Source organism: Streptomyces sp. NPDC055025, from assembly GCF_053608565.1.
In genome coordinates this window covers 234,201-251,944 of the sequence record NZ_JBSGVS010000001.1, presented here as the reverse complement: position 1 = coordinate 251,944, position 17,744 = coordinate 234,201, and the positions used below count along the sequence as shown (strand labels likewise).

Sequence of the window (17,744 nt, the reverse complement as noted above, 5' to 3'; positions counted from 1 at the left end):
AGGAACGAGCAACCGTACTACGACAACACTTCGTGCCTGCACACGGCAGCCATCGCAATCACCTCGATTTCTGATCTCGGGCGATACTGGCTCCAGGCTGCACCTTCGCGGCCCTCGAATATCCTGCGATGCGATCCTCTATCGCGACTCAATTCAGCCGCCCGTCAGAAAAAGTGGAGAGCCTCACCGAAATTTCCACGAGATCTCAACTTTTCAGCGAGGAAAAGAATCAGGTTTCAGGATTCCAGTTCGCGAGGCACCAGAGTGCCGATTCGCCGTTCGATCTCCAAATCCGAGAGATCCCCTCCGATTGCATGCCATCGCGAGATTCTCTTCGCTTCCCCTAGCGACATGTCAAATGCGTCATGCATACAGCCAACTACACCGAATGCAATAGCCCCGAGGTCATCTCTCGGACCGAGCTCCGACACCAGCAGATGCAGGACACCGATGATCGATCCGTCGCGCATCCAGCACGCTTGAAGGGTTCGAGCAACTTTCTCTTTCTTTGCCCTGTATTCCTCTGGACCCATTTCAACTCCCGGGACGCATGAAGTTCACAACGAATTCCGTATGATTCCCGAGACCACCCGCCGCACTGTCCCAGTCGATCGACGCCTCCGTAAATCCGTTCCTTCGGGCAAACTTTCCAGTGAATGTCTCCCAGATAGCATCTTGAGGACTCATCCCGCCGCGCACGGCAGCGTTGAGAGAGTTCAAATTATCGCCCAACGGTCCCGCATTCCAAACCCCGCGGATTCCGTTGACCTTCCTGCCTATACCTTGGAAGGCGTTAATCGCGCCCGTGACCATTGCTGAACCTCTGGGGAGTCCAGAAACGCCCCCGGGTGCACGCACCACCATCTCCAGTACGCCATCCCTGTCCAGTGTCGCTTCAACACCCTGCGTGGCCAGGTCGCCGCCGTAACTATTCTCCCACTTCCTGTTACCGAGAGAGAAGGTTCCGCCGCAGTTGTGGACAAGGACCGGAGTGGCGCCCGCCAGTGCGTAGTACGTGTGAAGGTCCGCGACCGTGAGGTTGTTGACGCTGGCTTTCTGGGTGTGGGAACTGACCGCGGTGATCTGGGTCCAGGTGCCTGTGCTTGTCTGGAGCCACTGGCCCGGCTGGAGCTTCGCTGCTTCGACCCACTCGCGCAGGTCCGGGACCCAGAAGGGGTGGCCGTCCGTGGCAGTGAGTTTGGCGGAGCCGGAGCCGTCGTCGATCGTGATGTCGACCAGGGTCTTGTCGCCCGTGCCCTCGATGAGGGCCGTCACCTCTCTGGCGCCGCTCTCGCCCGTCTCCGGGTCCGTCGCCAGGACCTTGTCGCCGATCCTGACATCCTTGATGGCCTTGCGGGTGCCGTCCGCCATCAGGACCGGGGTGTCCGGCGTGAAGCTGTTGCACGGGCGGAGGAACTTCCCGATTCCGAACCCGACCAGCCCGAAGGCGCAGCCCGTCGCCGCGGCTCGGCCGACCTGGCCCCAGTTGACCTTGCGGCCGGACAGGAGCTGGAGACCCCAGTCCATCGCGCCGTCGAACAGCGCGCCGCCCGCGCAGGCCGCGAGCAGTGGGTTGTTGCCCGAGGGGTCGGTGTAGGTCGTCGGGGAGCTGAGTGCGTACTGGTAGAGGTTGGGGCCGCCGGCGTGGCCGATGGGGTCCTGGGAGATGAAGCGGCCGGTTTCGGGGTCGTAGTAGCGGTTGCGGTAGTAGAGCAGGCCGGTGCCGTCGTTCTCGCGGCCGGTGAAGGTGTACGGGTTGGTGGACGCGGCGCCGGATGCCGTGGGCTGGCCGTAGGGGTCGTAGGTGTAACGGGTGGCGACCGTGCCATCGGGATCGGCCAGGCCGACGACCGTGCCGAGGGCGTCGGTGAGATAGACCTGCGTCCGGCCGTTCTCGGTTCGGGTGAGGTACTGGTCCAGGCCCGAGGCGGCGACCGTGGCGGTGGTCTCGCCCGTGGCGGACTGTTCGGCCAGCGGGTTGGAGCCGTCGGTGAGGAACTTGCGGGTCGTGCCGCCGAGCGTGGTGCCGGTACGGGTGCCGAGCGTGTCGTACGCGAACGTGCTGGCACGTCCGCCGGTCTCGGTGAGGCCGGTCAGTTCACCGCGTGCGTTCCAGTCGTAGGTGCGCTTGCCGTCGGAGGTGAGCTGGCCTTCGGCGTCGTAGGTGAAGGAGCGGCCGTTGAAGGTGGTGAGCCGGTTGTCCTTGCCGAACACCGCTCCCGTTTCGGCAGCGGGGAGGGCGACGCTCGCGAGGCTGCCGGTCAGTCCGGTCTGGAGACCGCGTTCGTCGCGTGTGTAGGCCAGATCACCGACGGAGACAGCGCCGCGGGTGTAGGCGATGCCGGTCGTCCAGCCGGTCTTGTCGTAGCCGGTGGTGCGGGTGAAGCCACCGGGCAGGGACGCGGTCTTCTCCCGGCCCACCGCGTCCAGGCCGAAGGTGACCGCCTGGCCGCCGGTGGTGACCGAGGTGAGGATGCCGGAGGTGTCGTAGCCGTAGCGCGTCGCCGTCCCGCCGGCCGTCATCTCCGTACGGCGGTCCGCGGCGTCGTAGTCGTAGCCCACCGTGCCGGTCGGGCCCGTGACGGTCTTCGTGCGGTCGTACGCGTCATAGGTGAAGGACTGGGTTCCCGCCGCAGTGTCGGTGACAGTCTTGGGCAGGTCGACGCTGTCGTACGCGTATGTCGTCGTGGACTCCGCCTGCCCGGCAAGGTCAACCCCGTACTTGGCGTTCTTGGCCCGGCCCAGCAGGTCGTACTCGGCGGTGGCGACCTGGCCTGTCCGGCTGGTGACCCTGGCCAGCTGACCGGCCGGGTCGTAGGCGAACAGCGCCTGGGCGCCGAGGGGGTCGGTGGCTGACTTCGGGCGGTCCGCCGTGTCGTAGGCCCAGGTGGTGGTGTTGTTCCGGGCGTCGGTGAGGGTGGTGAGGTTGCCGTTGTCGTCGTAGTCCAGAGTGATCGCCCGGCCGAGCGGATCGGTGGCCTTCCGCGCCTGGTTGAGAGCGTCGTAGGTGACCGTGGTGCGCGCGCCGGCCTCGTCCGTCGTCACCACCGGCCGGCCCGCCGCGTCGAGGAACTGGCCGGCCCTACGACCCTCCGCGTCCTTGACCACGGTCAACTCGCCATGCTGATAGGTGTATTCGGTGACCGCGCCGGACGCGTCGGTGACCGTCTCCACCTGCCCGTCGGCAGTGTGGGTGAAGGCCGTGACCCGGTTCTCCGGATCGGTGACGGTGTCCAGGTCACCGTCGGCGCCGTAGGCCAGCCGCGTGGTCTTGCCCAGCGGATCGGTCACCGCAGTGGGCTGATCGAAGGGACCGTCGAAGATAGCGGCCCCGGAGGAACGCGCCTGCGGCGTGCCCGCCAGCTCCTTCACCGACGTCACATAGCCGTTCACGTCGTAACCCAGCTCAGTACGACGGCCGTAGGGGTCCGTGACGGCGTCGATACGGTGGTACGAGCCGCGCTGGTAGACGGTCTTGCGCGCAAGGGTGCTGCCGTACGCCTGGGTGTCGGAGGTGCCGTAGCCGTTCGCGTCGAACTCGACCCGCCGGACCGCACCGCCCGGCTGCGTCACGCTCGCCGCGGTGACACGGCCCGCGCCGGTGCCGCTCGTGGTGTAGTCGAAGGTGTACTTCGCGCCCTCGGTGAGTGTCTGCTCCTTGACCCGGCCGTTCGCGTCGAAGGTGTTGCTCATGTACGTGATGCCGCGTGCGTCCACAGCGGTCTTGATGCGGTTCGAGGTGCCGTCGTAGGTGTAGCGACTGACCTTGCCCGCCGGGTCGGTCACGGTCTCGAGACGGCCCGCACTGTCGTAGGTGTAGCCCGTGGTACGGCCGGTGTTGTCCTTCGCTCCCACGACCCTGTGCTCCGTGTCGTAGGACAGGGACAGCCACCGGCCGCCCGGCGAACTGATCCGGGTGACTTGGCCCCGCCCGTCGTCCAGGCGGGTGATCTTGGTGGTGTTGCCGTGCCGGTCCCGGATCTCTTTGAGCGGGGAGTACTGAGGGAAAAACCACATCGTGCCGTCGCGGAAGTTCAGCTCATAGCCGGCCCTGGGTCTGTTCCATACCATCTTGGAACCGCGGAAGGCCGACGGCGTGTCGATCGGCTCGTAGACGGCGTCGTTATAACTGGTCCCGGCCGAGGTGCGGTCGAAGTGGACCTTGCCGCCGCCCGGCAGATACATGTCTACTTCTTGGAACTGTTCCTCGGAATGCAGGAAGACGTTGTAGGCGAGGTCGCGGCCGATACCGAAGGACCGCTTGTACGTGTCGCCTTGCCAGTAGGACCGGGTGATGTCAACCGATCCACGTGAGTCGTTGACCGCGAGGTCGGTACGGGAATCGGTCAGTAGTCCGGTGGACAGTTCGACGGGGTCACCGGACAGCCAGTCGACCACGTCTTTGACCCAGGAGTCTTCCCAGGGGATCACATCGGCGATGTTGAACATCGCGCCGTGGAAGGCCCAGACCCGTGTTTTCGCGTCCGGCACGACCTGACGCCCGTCCCGGGACACCTGGCCATGGCCGTAGACGTACCAGCCCTTCTTCTTCGGGTCGTAGTCCATGAACTCGACCCGGGTACCCGGCGCTTCGCGCGTGTAGTTCGGGTAGATGACCTGGGCGCCCTCGGGGAACACATAGGTGCCGCCGGGCTGCACGGTGAAAAACACCGGTACTACGCCATTGTCCGGCAGCGGGAACGGCGGCCGGTCGATCGGGATCGCCGTGATCCCCAGCTCCGTGACCGCTCGGCCCTTCTCGTCCCGGACCACGGATCCCTGGGGAATCCGTACCTCGAGGCCCGGGATCTTGGGGGTCTTCAGTACGACCTCGGTCTTCGCGGGGGCGGCGAAGCGCACTGTGTGCTTCGTGTCGAGAGGCGTCATCCACACTGGGAATCCCAGGTCGACGGTCCGGCCCGTCCTGGGGCTTACACGGATGTCGAACCGGCCGTACTGGCGCCGCTCGGTGTCGGCGCTCGCGCCGTCCACCGTCAGGGTGGTTACCTCCGAGCTGAGCCCGGCCAGCAGGAACCTCCCCCGTCCGTCCGTGCGCGCCGACTTCCCGCCCGCGGAGACCGTGACCCCCGCCAGCGGCTTGCCGTCGAGCTTCAGCACACGTCCTGTCAGCGCGGTCGAGCCGGGCGGGGCCCGCAGCATGGTCGGGGCTTTGGGTGCCTTGCCCCGGCGGATGAGCCAGTCGAAGCCGGACAGGTTTTCCTTGTCGGGCTGCCAGGCATCCGGCCCGGCCGGTACGGATCCGGCCTCCGGCGACGCGGAGTCGGCGCTCCTGTCCGCTTTTGCGGGACGTTCCGCAGACACGTTGTCGGCCTGCGTCCCGGCCGGGCGCACCGCCGCGACCGGGGTCAGGCCGAGGTTGAAGGCTCCGGTCCTCAGTGCGGTGGGATTGACCGACAGGGTATAGGCGCCGTCGGCCGGAAGAGCGGGCAGCGCGTAGGTCAGAGCCGTCGTGGTCATGGAGCGTTTGTTTACAAGCCATTTGCCGTCCGGGCCGTAGACGGACAGGGACCAGGAGCCCGGTGGTGTGTCCAGACCGAGAGTGAGTTTCTGGCCCTGAGTCCCGGCGAACGTGTAGTGCCCGTTCTGGCCCGCCGTCGTAATGGTGACGCTTTTGCGTGTGCCGTTGGTTGCCAGGACTCCGCCGTCGGCGTCCGGCACCAGAGTGGCCTTGGTGAGACCGGTGACCGGCTCACCGGGGCGTACGAACACCCGGTGCGTACCCGCCGTCAGGGGTGCGAGGAGATCGGCGTCGAGCATTGCTTTGCCCAGGGACCCGATGTTTGCCTCATCGCCCGCCGGCGTGCGATGGATGAGCGGAGACGTCTTGGTGAGCGTGGTGTCGCTGAAGACAACGGCGGCGCCATAACCTGCCACCGCGTCGACAAGGAATTCGAGTTGCTGCCCGGGGCGGGTGATGGTCCCCGTGAGTGAGGGCGTTCCGGTTGACAAGGTGCCGACCTGGAGCGATGTCGACAGCCACAGTGTCAGGGTTCCGGTCGCGGCCTTGGCCGGTTCGAGTACCAGGGAGTACGCGGTTCCGGGTGTCAGATCCGGCAGATCGTAGGCGGCGGATGCCTTGCTGGACACGCGTCCTACGAGGGTGCCGGTGCCGCCGGCCGGACCGACGAGCCTGATCTCCGTGGACTCCGGAATGGAGTTCGCGGTCACTGCGACGCCGAGGGCAGCGGTGTCCGGCGCGGTGAACGTGGCGCTGACGCGCTGTCCGGCACGGTCCGCCGTTACCTGCGTCTCCGTTCCGTCCGCCGTGAGAGATACCTGGGCCTCGGCGGACAGCGTCAGGACAAGGGTGCCTGCGGCGCCCTTGTTCGGGTCCAGGATCACTTGATAGGCGCCCGTCTCGGGCACGGCGGGGACAGGGATCGATGTGGAAGCGCCGGCTGTGACGTTCACCCCGTCGACAACCGTCGCGCCGGACGGTGCGATCACGGTCACGTCGACGTACTGGGTGAAGGTGTTGGCGGTGACGCCGAGCGCAAGACGGGCCCCCGCCTGCGCCTGGAAGGTCGACTCCGCGTTCTGCCCGATCCTGGTGACGCCGGCGGACACCGGGGTGCCCGTGGTGGAGAGCGCGGCGAACGCCGACGGCCGCGACAGCGTCATCGTCAGCTTGCCGGTACCGATGGCGCTGCTCGGGTTCACGACGATCGTGTACGTACCCGTCGCAGGGAGAGCGTCGCTGTCCCATTCATCCTGATCGCCGTCCGGGACGAGGAAGTAGTCGAGGAGACCGGCGTCCGGCTTGTGGATCTCCACCCGGGTGCCCGTGCCGAAGCCTGTCGCCATCGCGCCGAGGGAGACTCGTTGGCCTGCCTCGGCCGAGAAACGTGCCCGGCCGTCCTGTCCGCTTCTGGCGATGGAGAGTTCGACCGCCGGACCGGTCGGATCGAGGCTTCCTACGTCCGCGTAGCGCGAGGCCGTCACCTTCACCGTGCCCAGCGCCCCGTCGTCCGGATCGAGCACGAGGGTGTACACACCGGACTGGGTCAGGGCATCCAGGTCCAGTCCACCGATCCTCGACCCCGAGACATAGACCTTGTCGACCTCGGCGCCATTGGGCCCGTACAGATTCGCTCGCACGGACTTGCCCAGTCCGGTCGCGTCGATGCCCAGGCTCAGTGAGTCCCCCAACAGGGCAGGGAACGTGAGCAGATGATCCTGTCCGATGCGTGTGAACCCCGCCTCGACTGTGGGGCCGGTGACGTCGAGCACCGACAGCCGGGGGTTGGACACGGTCACCTTCATGGCACCGATGTTGCCCACTCCGGGGTCGAGGACCAGCGCGTACTGACCGCTGACCGGCAGGTCCGACATCTCCCAGTCGCCCACCGGGCCGTTAAAGGAGAAGGAATCCAGACGACGCCCCTGCGGATCTCTCAGTCCCGCCGAGACCAGTGCGTTGAATGTCGACTCCGTGAAACCGAAGTTGAGGTCGTCGCCGGCGTTCGCCTCGAAGACCACCTGCGTCTGATTTCCGGGGGTCGTCACCGAAACCGTCGGCGGGGTCTCGTCCGTCACGGAGGTCTCCGCGGACGACTCGATCTCGCCTCCGCCATCGCCTCGCGTGACCCGGAATTCGGTGGCCGAGGTCGTCAGGCCGTCAGGCGTGGACACTTCGACGGGGCCGGTAGCCGCACCCACCGGCACCACCACGGTCAGGGCGCTGCCGGACCTGGCGGTGATCTCCGCGACGGTCCCCCCGTTGAACCGCACCACGTTGTCGGTCGTGGCCGGCGCGAACCCCGAGCCCGTCAGGACCACCTGGGTACCGGCGTATCCGGATGCGGGCTCGATCTTCGTCACCGTCGGCGCGGGCGCGGCAAGGGTGAAGGACTCCGGGGACTGCGCGGTGCTGCCCGCGACGGTGACCGACACCTTCCCGTTTCCGGCCGCGGCCGGGACCTTGACCTTCAGGCGTGTCGCGGACGCCGACACGACCTCGGCCGTGCTGCCCCCGAACGAGACCGAGTTCGAGGCGGCGGTGGTGGAAAAGCCTGTGCCGGAAAGGGTTACGGTCGCCCCGGCGGCAGCCCGTACCGGTACCAGCGAGAGCACCGAGAGCTGACTGGAGGCGAACCGGTCGACACCCAGGCGGTTGCCAGCCTCGTCATAGCGGTAGCGGGCCGTCTCACCACCCGGATCGGTCACCCCGGCCAGACGCCCGGCCGCGTCGTACGCGTAGACAGCGTTGTCAGTCGCCGCAGCGGCGACGGGTACGTCCGCGGCCGACGGGCTGTCAGCCGGCCGTGCCGGTGGCCGCGGAGCCTGCGGCCCTCTCGTGGCGGCCGATGGTGTTGGCGCGGGATCGGCGGGTGCCGCCTCCGCCGAGACCAGGCCCGCCGACAGGGCGAGCGCCAGCACGCCGACCGTCAGCGACCGCCACCGCGCGGACAGACCTACCCCGAACCGCTCGCCGTGCATACGCACGCGCCCTCCCCAGAGCAACACCAGATGGCCACACCAGAACCACGACGCCCACACTTCCCACGCGGACTGTCACAAGCTACATACATCCGGTCACGACAGCACGCGATTAAGCGAGTTCATGCCAACGTTCAAGATCAAGCCCCCCACGGTTCACGGAAGAAGAGCGCGAGCACCTCCCCCACAGGCCAGCTCGAGCCCCTTCCCCTGCCCCGTCAGCTCCGTACAACCCGATCAAAGCAGTTGGAGGTGACTGCCTCTCAAGCCTGCTGGAGACCACTCGAGCCAGCCATAAGGGATTTATTGACGCGAAGAGGCCGGGCATCTGGCCCGTCAGGAGTCTGATGGGTGTGGGCCCTAGGCAAGGAAGTGAAGTCCGTACTCGGCCGGCTCCAGACCCGGGGCGCCGTCCTGCGAGCAGCGGAACACGCTCGTACGAGGCACGGAGGTGATCCATCGCGGCAAGTTGGCCCCACCTCGATTTTCCCTTAACAAATCAACGAGCCGAAGGATCGGAAGCGACACGTTGTTCTTCTGCGAGCCCTTAAACGACGGGACCGGGCCACACGAAGGAATCCAGCGGGTGTCATCGGCTGCGGCGCCGTTCTTGTTCGGCCGTGGCGGGTGGGCGGTATGGCGTGCGGAGTAGGGTGTTGAGCGTCATTGAAAATGCCTACGAGTGCGGCAGTTTGGGCAGCTTGATGCCGACAAGATCGGTAAGCGTGCCTGCCGACGGATAGGTGCAGATTTGGGGCGGCACCTCGCCACGAAGGACACGCGAAAGGCCCTCCCGGTATCTCTTGGCCGAGCGCCGGGAGGGCCGTGTAGCGCGCGGAGGCGTTGTGCTCACGGTAGAGGCCGACCCGGCGTGGGTCGAAATGCGTTTGGCTGCGGGCGAGTTGATCTGCTCGGCATGCGAGGGCCTGTTGAGCCGGTGGGGCTGGGCACGTTCACGTGTACTGCGGGACGGCACCGGCGGGTTGGCGGTGGTGCGTCCGCGACGGACGAGGTGTGTCAGCTGTGGCATCCCGCACGTTCTCCTTCCGGTGTTCGCACTGGTCAGGCGAGCGGATACGGCAGAGGTGATCGGGGCGGCCCTGGCGGCGAAAGCGTCCGGCGCCGGGGTCCGGGTGATCGCTGAACAGCTCGGCCGGCCGGTGGGGACGGTGCGGGGATGGCTGCGCCGGTTCGCTGCCCCGGGCCGAGGTGGTGCGGCGGTTCTTCACGGTGTTGCTCGTGGATGCCGGGGTTGACCCGACGCCTCCCGGAACGGCCGGCACGGTCTTCGCTGACGCGGTCGCCGCGGTGGTCGGGGCCTGGTGGTCGATGACGTCGAGGTGGCCGGCCGTCGGCACGGTGTCGCCCTGGCTTGCGGCTTGCGCCGTGACGGGCGGGATACTGCTGGCTCCCGCCTGGCCTGCGGAAACGATCAACACGAGTCGCCTCTGACGCCACGCCGGTCACTCCAGTCAGCCTCTGCGCGTGCGTCTGTCGACGCCGTGATCGAGAGACTGGTGGGCGGGTGGCAGGACAGGAAGACCAGACGCGGCTGGAACGGGCCCAGGCGATCGGGCTGTTCCGATACATGCTGATCAGGGAAGCGGCCGACCCGACTCTGTCGCGCCGTCAGCGCGGCGCGCTGGTGCGGGACCTGGCGGCGGTGAACCATGTCGATCCGGACGGCCGGACAGTGCGGATCACCCGGTGGACGCTGGACCGCTGGATCATGGAATGGCGCCGGGGCGGCTTCGACGCCCTGGTGCCCTCGCCCCGGCAGTCCCGGCCCCGCACCCCTCCGGAGGTGATGGAGTTCGCTGCCTCGCTGAAGAAGGAGAACCCGACCAGGTCGGCCGCGCAGATCCGACGGATCATCGCCGCCCAGCTCGGCTGGGCGCCGGACGACCGCACCATCCAGCGCATGATCGTCCGCGAGGGCCTGACCGCCTTGCAGGCCCCGGCCTCTCCCGCCGTCTTCGGCCGGTTCGAGGCCGACGGACCCAACGAACTCTGGACCAGGGACGCCCTACACGGGCCGATGGTCGAGGGCAGGAAAACGTACCTCGCGTTCATCGACGACCACTCGCGGGCCGTGGTCGGCCACCGGTGGGGCTTCTCGGAGGACACCGTCCGCCTGGCCGCCGCCCTGCGGCCGGCCCTAGGACCTGTTTGGGGTTCGGATCATGTGGTTGTGGTGAGGAGCTTCAGCCACATGATTGATCCGCGGAGGTGGAGTCCGGCTTCGTAGCTGTCGGGAGCTTTGTCGTAGCGTGTGGCCAGACCGCGCCAGGTCTTGGTCTTCTGGAAGCAGCGTTCGATGGTGTTGCGCTGTTTGTAGCGTTCGGTGTCATAGGTGGTGGGTCGGCCTCCGGCGGAGCCCTTCTTCTTCCGGTTGGCCCTTTGATCGATTTTGTCGGGGGATGACTGCGCGGATGCCGCGCCGACGTAAGTAGGTCCGGTTGGCTCTGGAGGAGTAGGCCCTGTCCGCGGCCACCGCGCCTGGCCGGGTTCGCGGGCGGCCGGCAGGCCCGGGGACGCGGATCTTGCCCGGCACGGTCCGGAACTGCGTGCAGTCCGCCGCCTGTCCGGGGGTGAGGACGAACGCCGGCGGCATCCCGGCAGCGTCGACCGCCGCATGGACCTTGCTGCTCAGTCCGCCCCGGGACCGTCCGAGCCCGGCGGCAGCCGCCCTGGCCCTGCGGCGCCGGCGCGTAGCGGCACGATCCTCTTGCGGGGCCTCACCTGAACTGCTCGGGCCCGCAGCGGCCGTGACCTGATCACCCGCAGCACCGGCGGCTGCCGGGGAAGCGGAGCCCCCTTTTCCTCGGTCAGTGCCTGCTCCAGCGCGTCCAGGGTCTCTCCCGCCACCGCGAGCCCCGCCGACTCCTGATGCGCCCGCACAATCGTGGAGTCCACGCTCACCAGCTCCAGGCCGACCTGTCCACGGGCCGCCGCTCCGGCGATCAACGCGTCCATCAGGCCCTGGAACACACCCGCCCCGGCCCAGCCGTTGAACCGGGAGCAGACGGTGGACCAGGGCCCGTACCGTTCCGGCACGTCATGCCACCCACTGCCGGTGCGGAACCGCCACAGCACCCCGTTGAACTGGTCCCGCACCCGCCGCGGCAACGGCCCGGTCGCCGCCACCGGCAGATACGGCTCGATCAAAGCCCACTCGGCATCCGCCACATCAAAACGCGCCACAACCGAGTTCTACCAGCGACACCCAGCACCCCACCGAGCCTCGCAAAGATCCGAACCCCAAACAGAACCTAGGTCGTAGACGCGGTGGTGGATCCTCCCCCCGAACCTCGCCCACGTTTCTCCGGCTGTCGGCAGTGATTCACCTCACAGGGGGTGATGCGGTGGTGCCCTCAGTTTTTCCCAGTTCGCCCTGAACCTGCCGTTGGTCAAGAACGGCGCGGATCAGCACGTCCTCCTGATCGCCGGCCCGAAGGAATCAGCTCACTCCGTGATGCGCTTCATCGCGGACGCGCAACGAGACCTGATCCTGGTCACAGCCCAGGAGGACGAGATCGTGGGGGTTCACTTCTCGGTCGACGCGAAGGGACCTCAAGAGATCGTCCAGGTAGGCCAGGAGCACACAGTCTGGTCGTGGATGGACCTGGTGCGTGAGAAACCAACCGCGACCTTCGTCGCCGAGTGCGCCCTGCCGCAAGAGGCAATGCGCATCAGGCAACGGCTCACACTGTTCACTTCGGCGGCCTGACCCTCTCACGGCGCCGGAAACGGCTCGGGAACTCGTCGGCGACGACCGTCCGCATGGTGGCGGACATTGCCCCAGACTCCGGCAGCCGGGGCGGAGTTGCCGGAGCGTCGGCGCCGGGCGCCGCACTCGTGCGGCAGGAGGACAGCTGCCGTGGTGCCGTCTGTCCTGTGCGATGACGAGCCTGCGTCCGACGCGGATCTGGAACTGCTGGCCTGTGTGCCGTGATGCTTCCGTGAGGCCACCCGCGGGGGACGCAGTGTATCTCTGGCCGCGTGCTGGCCGTGTCTGAGCGGTCAAGGAGGTCCACGTCGGCCGGGGTTCTGCGCCCCCTTGTCGTTCTGACTGGCCATGGCGGTCGCCGGCGGTCCCACCGGGGCGAACTCCACCGGGCCCGCTTCGAGCGGTGATTCGTGAGATCAGGTGTCCTGAGACGGCCCCGGAGGACGGCCCGGTCCGGGACCGCCGGTCTGACGAACAGGTGGCGGTGCGGGGCATCGGGCATGATGACCTCTATGCCGGGGGAGACCGACGACTTGTTCGACGACTGCACGGTGGCCTGTGCTCCGGTTGCCGATGAGGCGACCGGCGAGATCCGGCCGCTGTCCAAGCAGTGTTCGACCTGCATCTTCCGGCCGGGTAACCCGTTTCGGAGCACGATGCCGGAACATGGTCGCCGATGCTGCGGCGGACGACGGGCACGTGACGTGTCACTCGACGCTGCCGGGGTCGGCGCCCGCAGGTGTCGAGCCAGCGATCTGCCGCGGCTTTGCGGATACGTATGGTGGCCGGTCGTTGGCCTTGCGGTTCGGGGACGCCTTGGGCCTCATTCGGGAGGTACCTCCGCCCTCGTGAGGACGGTCGGCCGCTTCATCCTGGGCGTTCGCTTCTGTCCGGGCCGGACGGCAGAACTCGCGCAGAACGGTCCGCGGGCCCCGAACTGGCCGAAGGCCGCCCTCCGTTGCGGGGATTGGTGTGTCCCCGTCGGCAAGGGGTTCTGCGCACTGGGCATCTGTCTCTGCTTTACATGTCCTGGCTGGCCGGGCCGCTGGCCACCTCACGGGATCGCCGCCCTGCAGCACCGCGTCCCGGCCGCCTCGCGGCCGCCGCCCACGAGGTATCGCTCATGCTCTGCAGTTCCGGCTGGCACCAGAAGGGCGCGTATCCGCTTACCGTTCCCGGAGCCCGTCGTCCCTCCCGCTGTGCGCGAGCGACCCCGGTGCGCGGCCCCTCATGACCTACGCGCACGCACAGCGCTGAAGTCCATAACCTGCTCCATCGTGCGCAACGTCTTCTCGGCTGTGTCCCGGGCATCTGCCGGAACGTCGCCCCGTTCCCGGACGAGGTCGGCGTAGATGGGCGCGTTGTCCTGTGTGACTGTCGTGTCCACTCTGAGGTGCCCTTTTCTCTGTCTGTCCAAAAGTCCTCCCGGATGGGAACGGCGATCAAGTCTACGAGGCATCCGTGGGGTACCACCCCGGCGATCGGGATGCGGCTGCATCTGCCGGAAGAGGCAGGAGCTGGCGCCTCCTTCCCGGTCCTGCGGGCACCTCGCCGCGGGCGCACAACTGCACGGCGACGGCGCGATGGTGGTGGTCAGCTGTCCGGCGCTGCGTCCTGTACTGCGGTGCTGTTCACCCGGTGCCTCGACGGCGGCCCGGGGGAATCGTCCGAGTGGTCCGGGAGGCAGCCCTCGGCGTTCAGCGGTCACCTCGAACTTTCCGGGCCGGCCACCCCAGCAGCGCCAGGGGCCTCCTGGGGCGTCAGGCTCGTCTCGATCCGGGCGTGGCGCTCGCCGATGACCGGGCAGCCGCCGTCCTTGAGGTCGAGGAGGACACCGAGCCCGACGGGGTCGGGATCCTCAAGGCCGACGTCGGCTCGCGTCTTGAACAGGCGCGTGCCGGGGATGCCCACGGTGCTGAGGAAGGCCGCTGTCGCGGGTTCAAACAGGGTGCCCGGGTGCCACGGGAAGTACACGACGCTGTCCAGGCCACGAGTTGGTCGGTGGTCAGAGTGCTCTTCAAAAAATCACGCCTCAGTTCCGGTGAAGTGGCTGGTGAGATTGCGGCGCTCGCTGTCACGGCGAACATCAAGGCCCGGCCTATGGTCTGACGCACCGCGAACAATCACCCAGCCGATCCGCTCCCATTCTGATCCGCAACGGGCACAGCCTCGGCTGGTCTGCCGATGAACGCCCGGCTCCCCGCGCTCACTTGCACTGACGTCGCGACGCCCTTTTGTACGTTGGGACTTATGGTGAGAACGCAACCGAACGCGGCAGACGGCCACTTGATCCGCATCACAGCCGCATCCGGACTGAAGCTGAGTCCCTACCAGCTGGAACGGTGGCGCACGGCCGGACTGATTCCCCGGCCTGGGCCGGATACACAGGTGAAGATCGGTGACACCAAGGTCTACCCACCGCAGACAGCCGCCCTTGTCGCAGGGCTCCTGGTATGTGCTCCGCACTGCAGATCCATCGACGACCTGGCGCTTCTGGCGTTCTTCAATGAGGTTCCGGTGCCTTTCGATCCAGTGCGCGCAGCCCTGCTTGCGGCCTATTTCCCCCAGTACAGCAAGGGCCGGGAGCGAAAGGACGAGGCATTGCAGCGGATCCCAGCGAAGCACCGCAGCCAGGAGGAGCCCTGGTACGACTGGGCTGAGGCCGCAGCCTTTGTGGATATGGAGAACCAAGCGGCTGTCCGGCAGATGAGGGACAACCTTCGGCGCCGCCGCGACCTGGCGACAGCATCGCGCCACGAGCTCGACGGACGTGTCTGCGGGGTGCTCACCTGGCTGAACGCGCCGGCCCTGCCGACACACGACAGTGTGTTCATGGCGGACCTGCGCGCGGCCATGGCGTTCGCCGGTCCGCCCGAGCAGTCACGCGCTGCGTGGCTGCTCGCCGCGCACTGCCACAGCGAACAGCTCGCAGAGCGGAGCGAAACATCCGGCTCGGAGCGGCTTGACACCTTCTTGGCCGTGACCGAGAAGGAGCTGCGGTCCCTGCGGGAACAGGTGAAAGAGGCTCTGGACGCGATGTGGCACATGGCGACGGAGGGGCGCTGCCGGCGCTTCGATGTGAACTCCCCCTCGATGGCCCGTGGGGCGGGCCGCATGCTGGTGGAGTGGACCACCGTGCGCCGGGCGCACCCTGCGGGGGCGCGTCCCGCCCAGCTGCTGGTAGACAGTCTGCGCAGTCTGTGGTCCCTGTGCTCGACCGACTCTGTCGGAGAGGGCCGTGGCGCGTTCGAGTGCCGGACCCGGCCCGGACGTTAGCCGGCGATGCCGCTCGCGTGCCGTATGCGTGTCAGAGTCAGCGGCTCGCGGAGGGAGCGAGGGGAGTCGGCGACCGGATGCTTCAGCGAAGAGCGCATGGACGCTTCCGTCACCAAGTCTTGGGGCAAGGGCGGCGGACCGCGGCAGGTCGGCTGTGCTGGTGTCGGTGTGGCCGCTGTCAGTGCCGTACGGCAGCATGCGAGGCAAACAGCCCTACAAGAAGCGACGGAGAATAACCCGTGACCGGCGAAGAGCTCAGCACTGTGCTTCCCGTGGATTTCCTCCGCACGGCTATGGCGGGCTGCGGTCTAGACGATCCTGTGGTGCAACTGGCGGCGCAGCAGGTCCAGTCGGTGCGGCCTCGGCATGGCCAGTCAGTTCTCCTGGAGGCTCTGCTGTCGGGTCCGTATGCGCGGGAGGCGTCATCGTGGCTACTGGAGACAGCTGTGGCGGCGGGCGTGGAGGACGGGGATGACTCATCTGGTTTCGGCGGGCGGCTAGCACTGGTCGCGACTGCCCTTGAGCACCCGTCATGCACGGCCGGCCTGCGGGAGAAGATGCTCGAACAGTGCACCGATGAGCAGTTGGGCTTGCTCGGAGGGCCACGTGCTGGTGAATGCCTCGCCGCCGCGGTCGCCGCGGAGCTGGGTGCCCGCAGCGGTGCACCGCTGCCCATGACTCCTCAGCTGCTTCAGGCGCCGACTGTGGCTCAGGCCGTACTGCGGCAGGGCCCGTTGCACACTGTGGTGTTCGAGGCCGCCCGGGACACGCTTCCCACCGCGCCTGATCTAGGGAAGGCGGGCGAGGGATCCGACGCCGACGCCGTGTGGAAGCAGTACAGGCAGGCTTACGAGTCGTGGCAGAGCATGTGGCGTCAGGTGCTCGGGCGCCACCCGCAGCGTCACCGGGAGCTCATAGGGTGGGCTGTCGGCACCGACGCCGAGCGGGCGATCCGCGACGAGTTGCTCGGCAGGCTGCCCTGGGCGGTCGAGCCGGCGCTGCTGGCCGAACTTGCCGAGGCCGACCTCGGGCGTTTCTCCTTCGAGGTGCTGCTGGCCCGCGGGTGCCGCATGGTCCGCGCCGGATCAAACGAGCAGGAGGTCCTGGAGCACTTCGCCACGGACCTGTCCGCGTTGGCGGACGACGAGCAGGTGCTCTTGCGTCATGCCCTGCGCCGCAAGAGCGTCACACTGCTCGACATGGGGTGTCACGCCCCCGTCACCTGGGTGCAGCAGGCGGCCTCAGGGACCTGGCGCCACCTCCTCAACCCCGCGCAGGCCAAAGACGGCTTCCAACCTGTCCATTGGCAGGCTTCCACCGCTTTGCTCACCGATCTCGCCACGCGGTTCGCCGAGACCGCAGCCCGCGCCCTGCCCTACTGGGAGCGCGCGGAGCGCTCTCGGGGGATCACCGCGCGCGAGGTTGCCTGGGTCCGCGACCTGGTACTGCGCCTTCCGAACATCACCGAGGACGTCAAGGCAGGTGTCCGTCCCCTCATTCGTGACGCGCGCGAGCGGCTGAACTACGCTCACCCCGGCCTCCAGCCACGTCACGACGAGCGAGGCGAGATCAAGGAGATCCTCAGCACGATCGAACGTGTTCTCGCCGACCCTGTCCCCGTAACCGGCGCGGAACGCCGCCGGACCGCGCTCGGAGCTCCCGACGAGGTGACGGTGCGCGACCTGGCCCGTGTCCAGACGCAGGAACTGGGCGACTACCTGGACCGGCACGCCGGCGACGATTCCCTCGTGGAGAAAGCTCTCCTCTCCCGCGCCGCCGGCAGCTACCGGTCCCACGACGACTTCGACAGCGTGCTGCGCCGTCACAGCTCCCCCGGCACGGTGCTGCGCCTCCTCACCGAGCGCCTGCGCACCGATCTCGGCGGCGGGCCTTCCTGGCGGGATGCCTGGACCCACCTGGTCCTGGCCAGTCCGGAGGTCGGCCCGGCATTCGCGCGCGCCCTGCCGGCCTGGTCGGCCTTGCGCGCCCGGGGCGACCGCCACGCAACCGCGCACCCTGCGGTGGTCACAGCCGTACGCGAGGCCCTGGGCACCGACCAGGACGCCTGGGACCGTTTCGCGGCCTGCCCCGCCACCAGCTCCGGGCCCACCGCCTGGCTGCGTCTGGGCGACCTGCTGGACGCAGCCGCCGCGGGAGACCCGTGGCCGAAGCCGCCGAGCAGCCGATAAGCCCCCGTAGCGGCAGAAAGACATTTCTTCCCGCCTGCAGTGAGGCGGCGTGCGCTCTGCCCCCTCACTGAGGGTGTGTCCAGCGGCCG

At 67.8% G+C, this 17,744-nt stretch carries 7 protein-coding genes and 1 pseudogene; 6 read left to right on the top strand and 2 right to left on the bottom strand.

The genetic code is table 11. The annotated features are described in order from the left end of the window. Window positions 1-534 precede the first annotated feature (534 nt). Window positions 535-8,460, bottom strand: coding sequence for an RHS repeat-associated core domain-containing protein (locus tag ACWGDX_RS00995; protein ID WP_453621022.1), 7,926 nt, complete (start codon window positions 8,458-8,460; stop codon window positions 535-537). Window positions 8,461-9,341: 881 nt separating this feature from the next. On the opposite strand from ACWGDX_RS00995, the gene ACWGDX_RS00990 reads away from it, so the two are divergent. Then, the gene (locus ACWGDX_RS00990) at window positions 9,342-9,716 is read left to right on the top strand and encodes a helix-turn-helix domain-containing protein (RefSeq protein WP_453621020.1); all 375 of its coding nucleotides are present in this window, start codon (window positions 9,342-9,344) and stop codon (window positions 9,714-9,716) included. A 269-nt stretch (window positions 9,717-9,985) separates the two neighbouring features. Then, a complete protein-coding gene (locus tag ACWGDX_RS00985; protein WP_453620876.1) occupies window positions 9,986-10,708 on the top strand; it encodes a helix-turn-helix domain-containing protein in 723 nt (240 codons plus the stop codon). On the opposite strand, the pseudogene ACWGDX_RS00980 reads toward ACWGDX_RS00985, so the two are convergent. Continuing rightward, window positions 10,642-11,664: pseudogene (locus ACWGDX_RS00980) on the bottom strand (IS5 family transposase). The gene ACWGDX_RS00985 and the pseudogene ACWGDX_RS00980 sit on opposite strands and share 67 nt — an antisense overlap. 202 nt (window positions 11,665-11,866) lie before the next feature. Between ACWGDX_RS00980 and ACWGDX_RS00975 the strand changes: the two are divergent. From ACWGDX_RS00975 to ACWGDX_RS00960, 4 genes are all read left to right on the top strand, one after another. Next, window positions 11,867-12,190, top strand: coding sequence for a hypothetical protein (locus ACWGDX_RS00975; RefSeq protein ID WP_453620874.1), 324 nt, complete (start codon window positions 11,867-11,869; stop codon window positions 12,188-12,190). A 1,782-nt stretch (window positions 12,191-13,972) separates the two neighbouring features. Continuing rightward, window positions 13,973-14,299, top strand: a complete 327-nt coding sequence (locus ACWGDX_RS00970; RefSeq protein WP_453620872.1) for a hypothetical protein — start codon at window positions 13,973-13,975, stop codon at window positions 14,297-14,299. A gap of 141 nt (window positions 14,300-14,440) precedes the next feature. Continuing rightward, window positions 14,441-15,466 carry a hypothetical protein gene (locus tag ACWGDX_RS00965; protein WP_453620870.1) on the top strand — a complete coding sequence of 342 codons (1,026 nt, stop codon included), beginning with the start codon at window positions 14,441-14,443 and terminating at the stop codon, window positions 15,464-15,466. 239 nt (window positions 15,467-15,705) lie between these two features. Next, on the top strand, window positions 15,706-17,655 hold the full coding sequence (locus ACWGDX_RS00960) for a hypothetical protein (RefSeq protein WP_453620868.1): 1,950 nt from the start codon (window positions 15,706-15,708) through the stop codon (window positions 17,653-17,655). The last annotated feature ends 89 nt before the right edge of the window (window positions 17,656-17,744 follow it).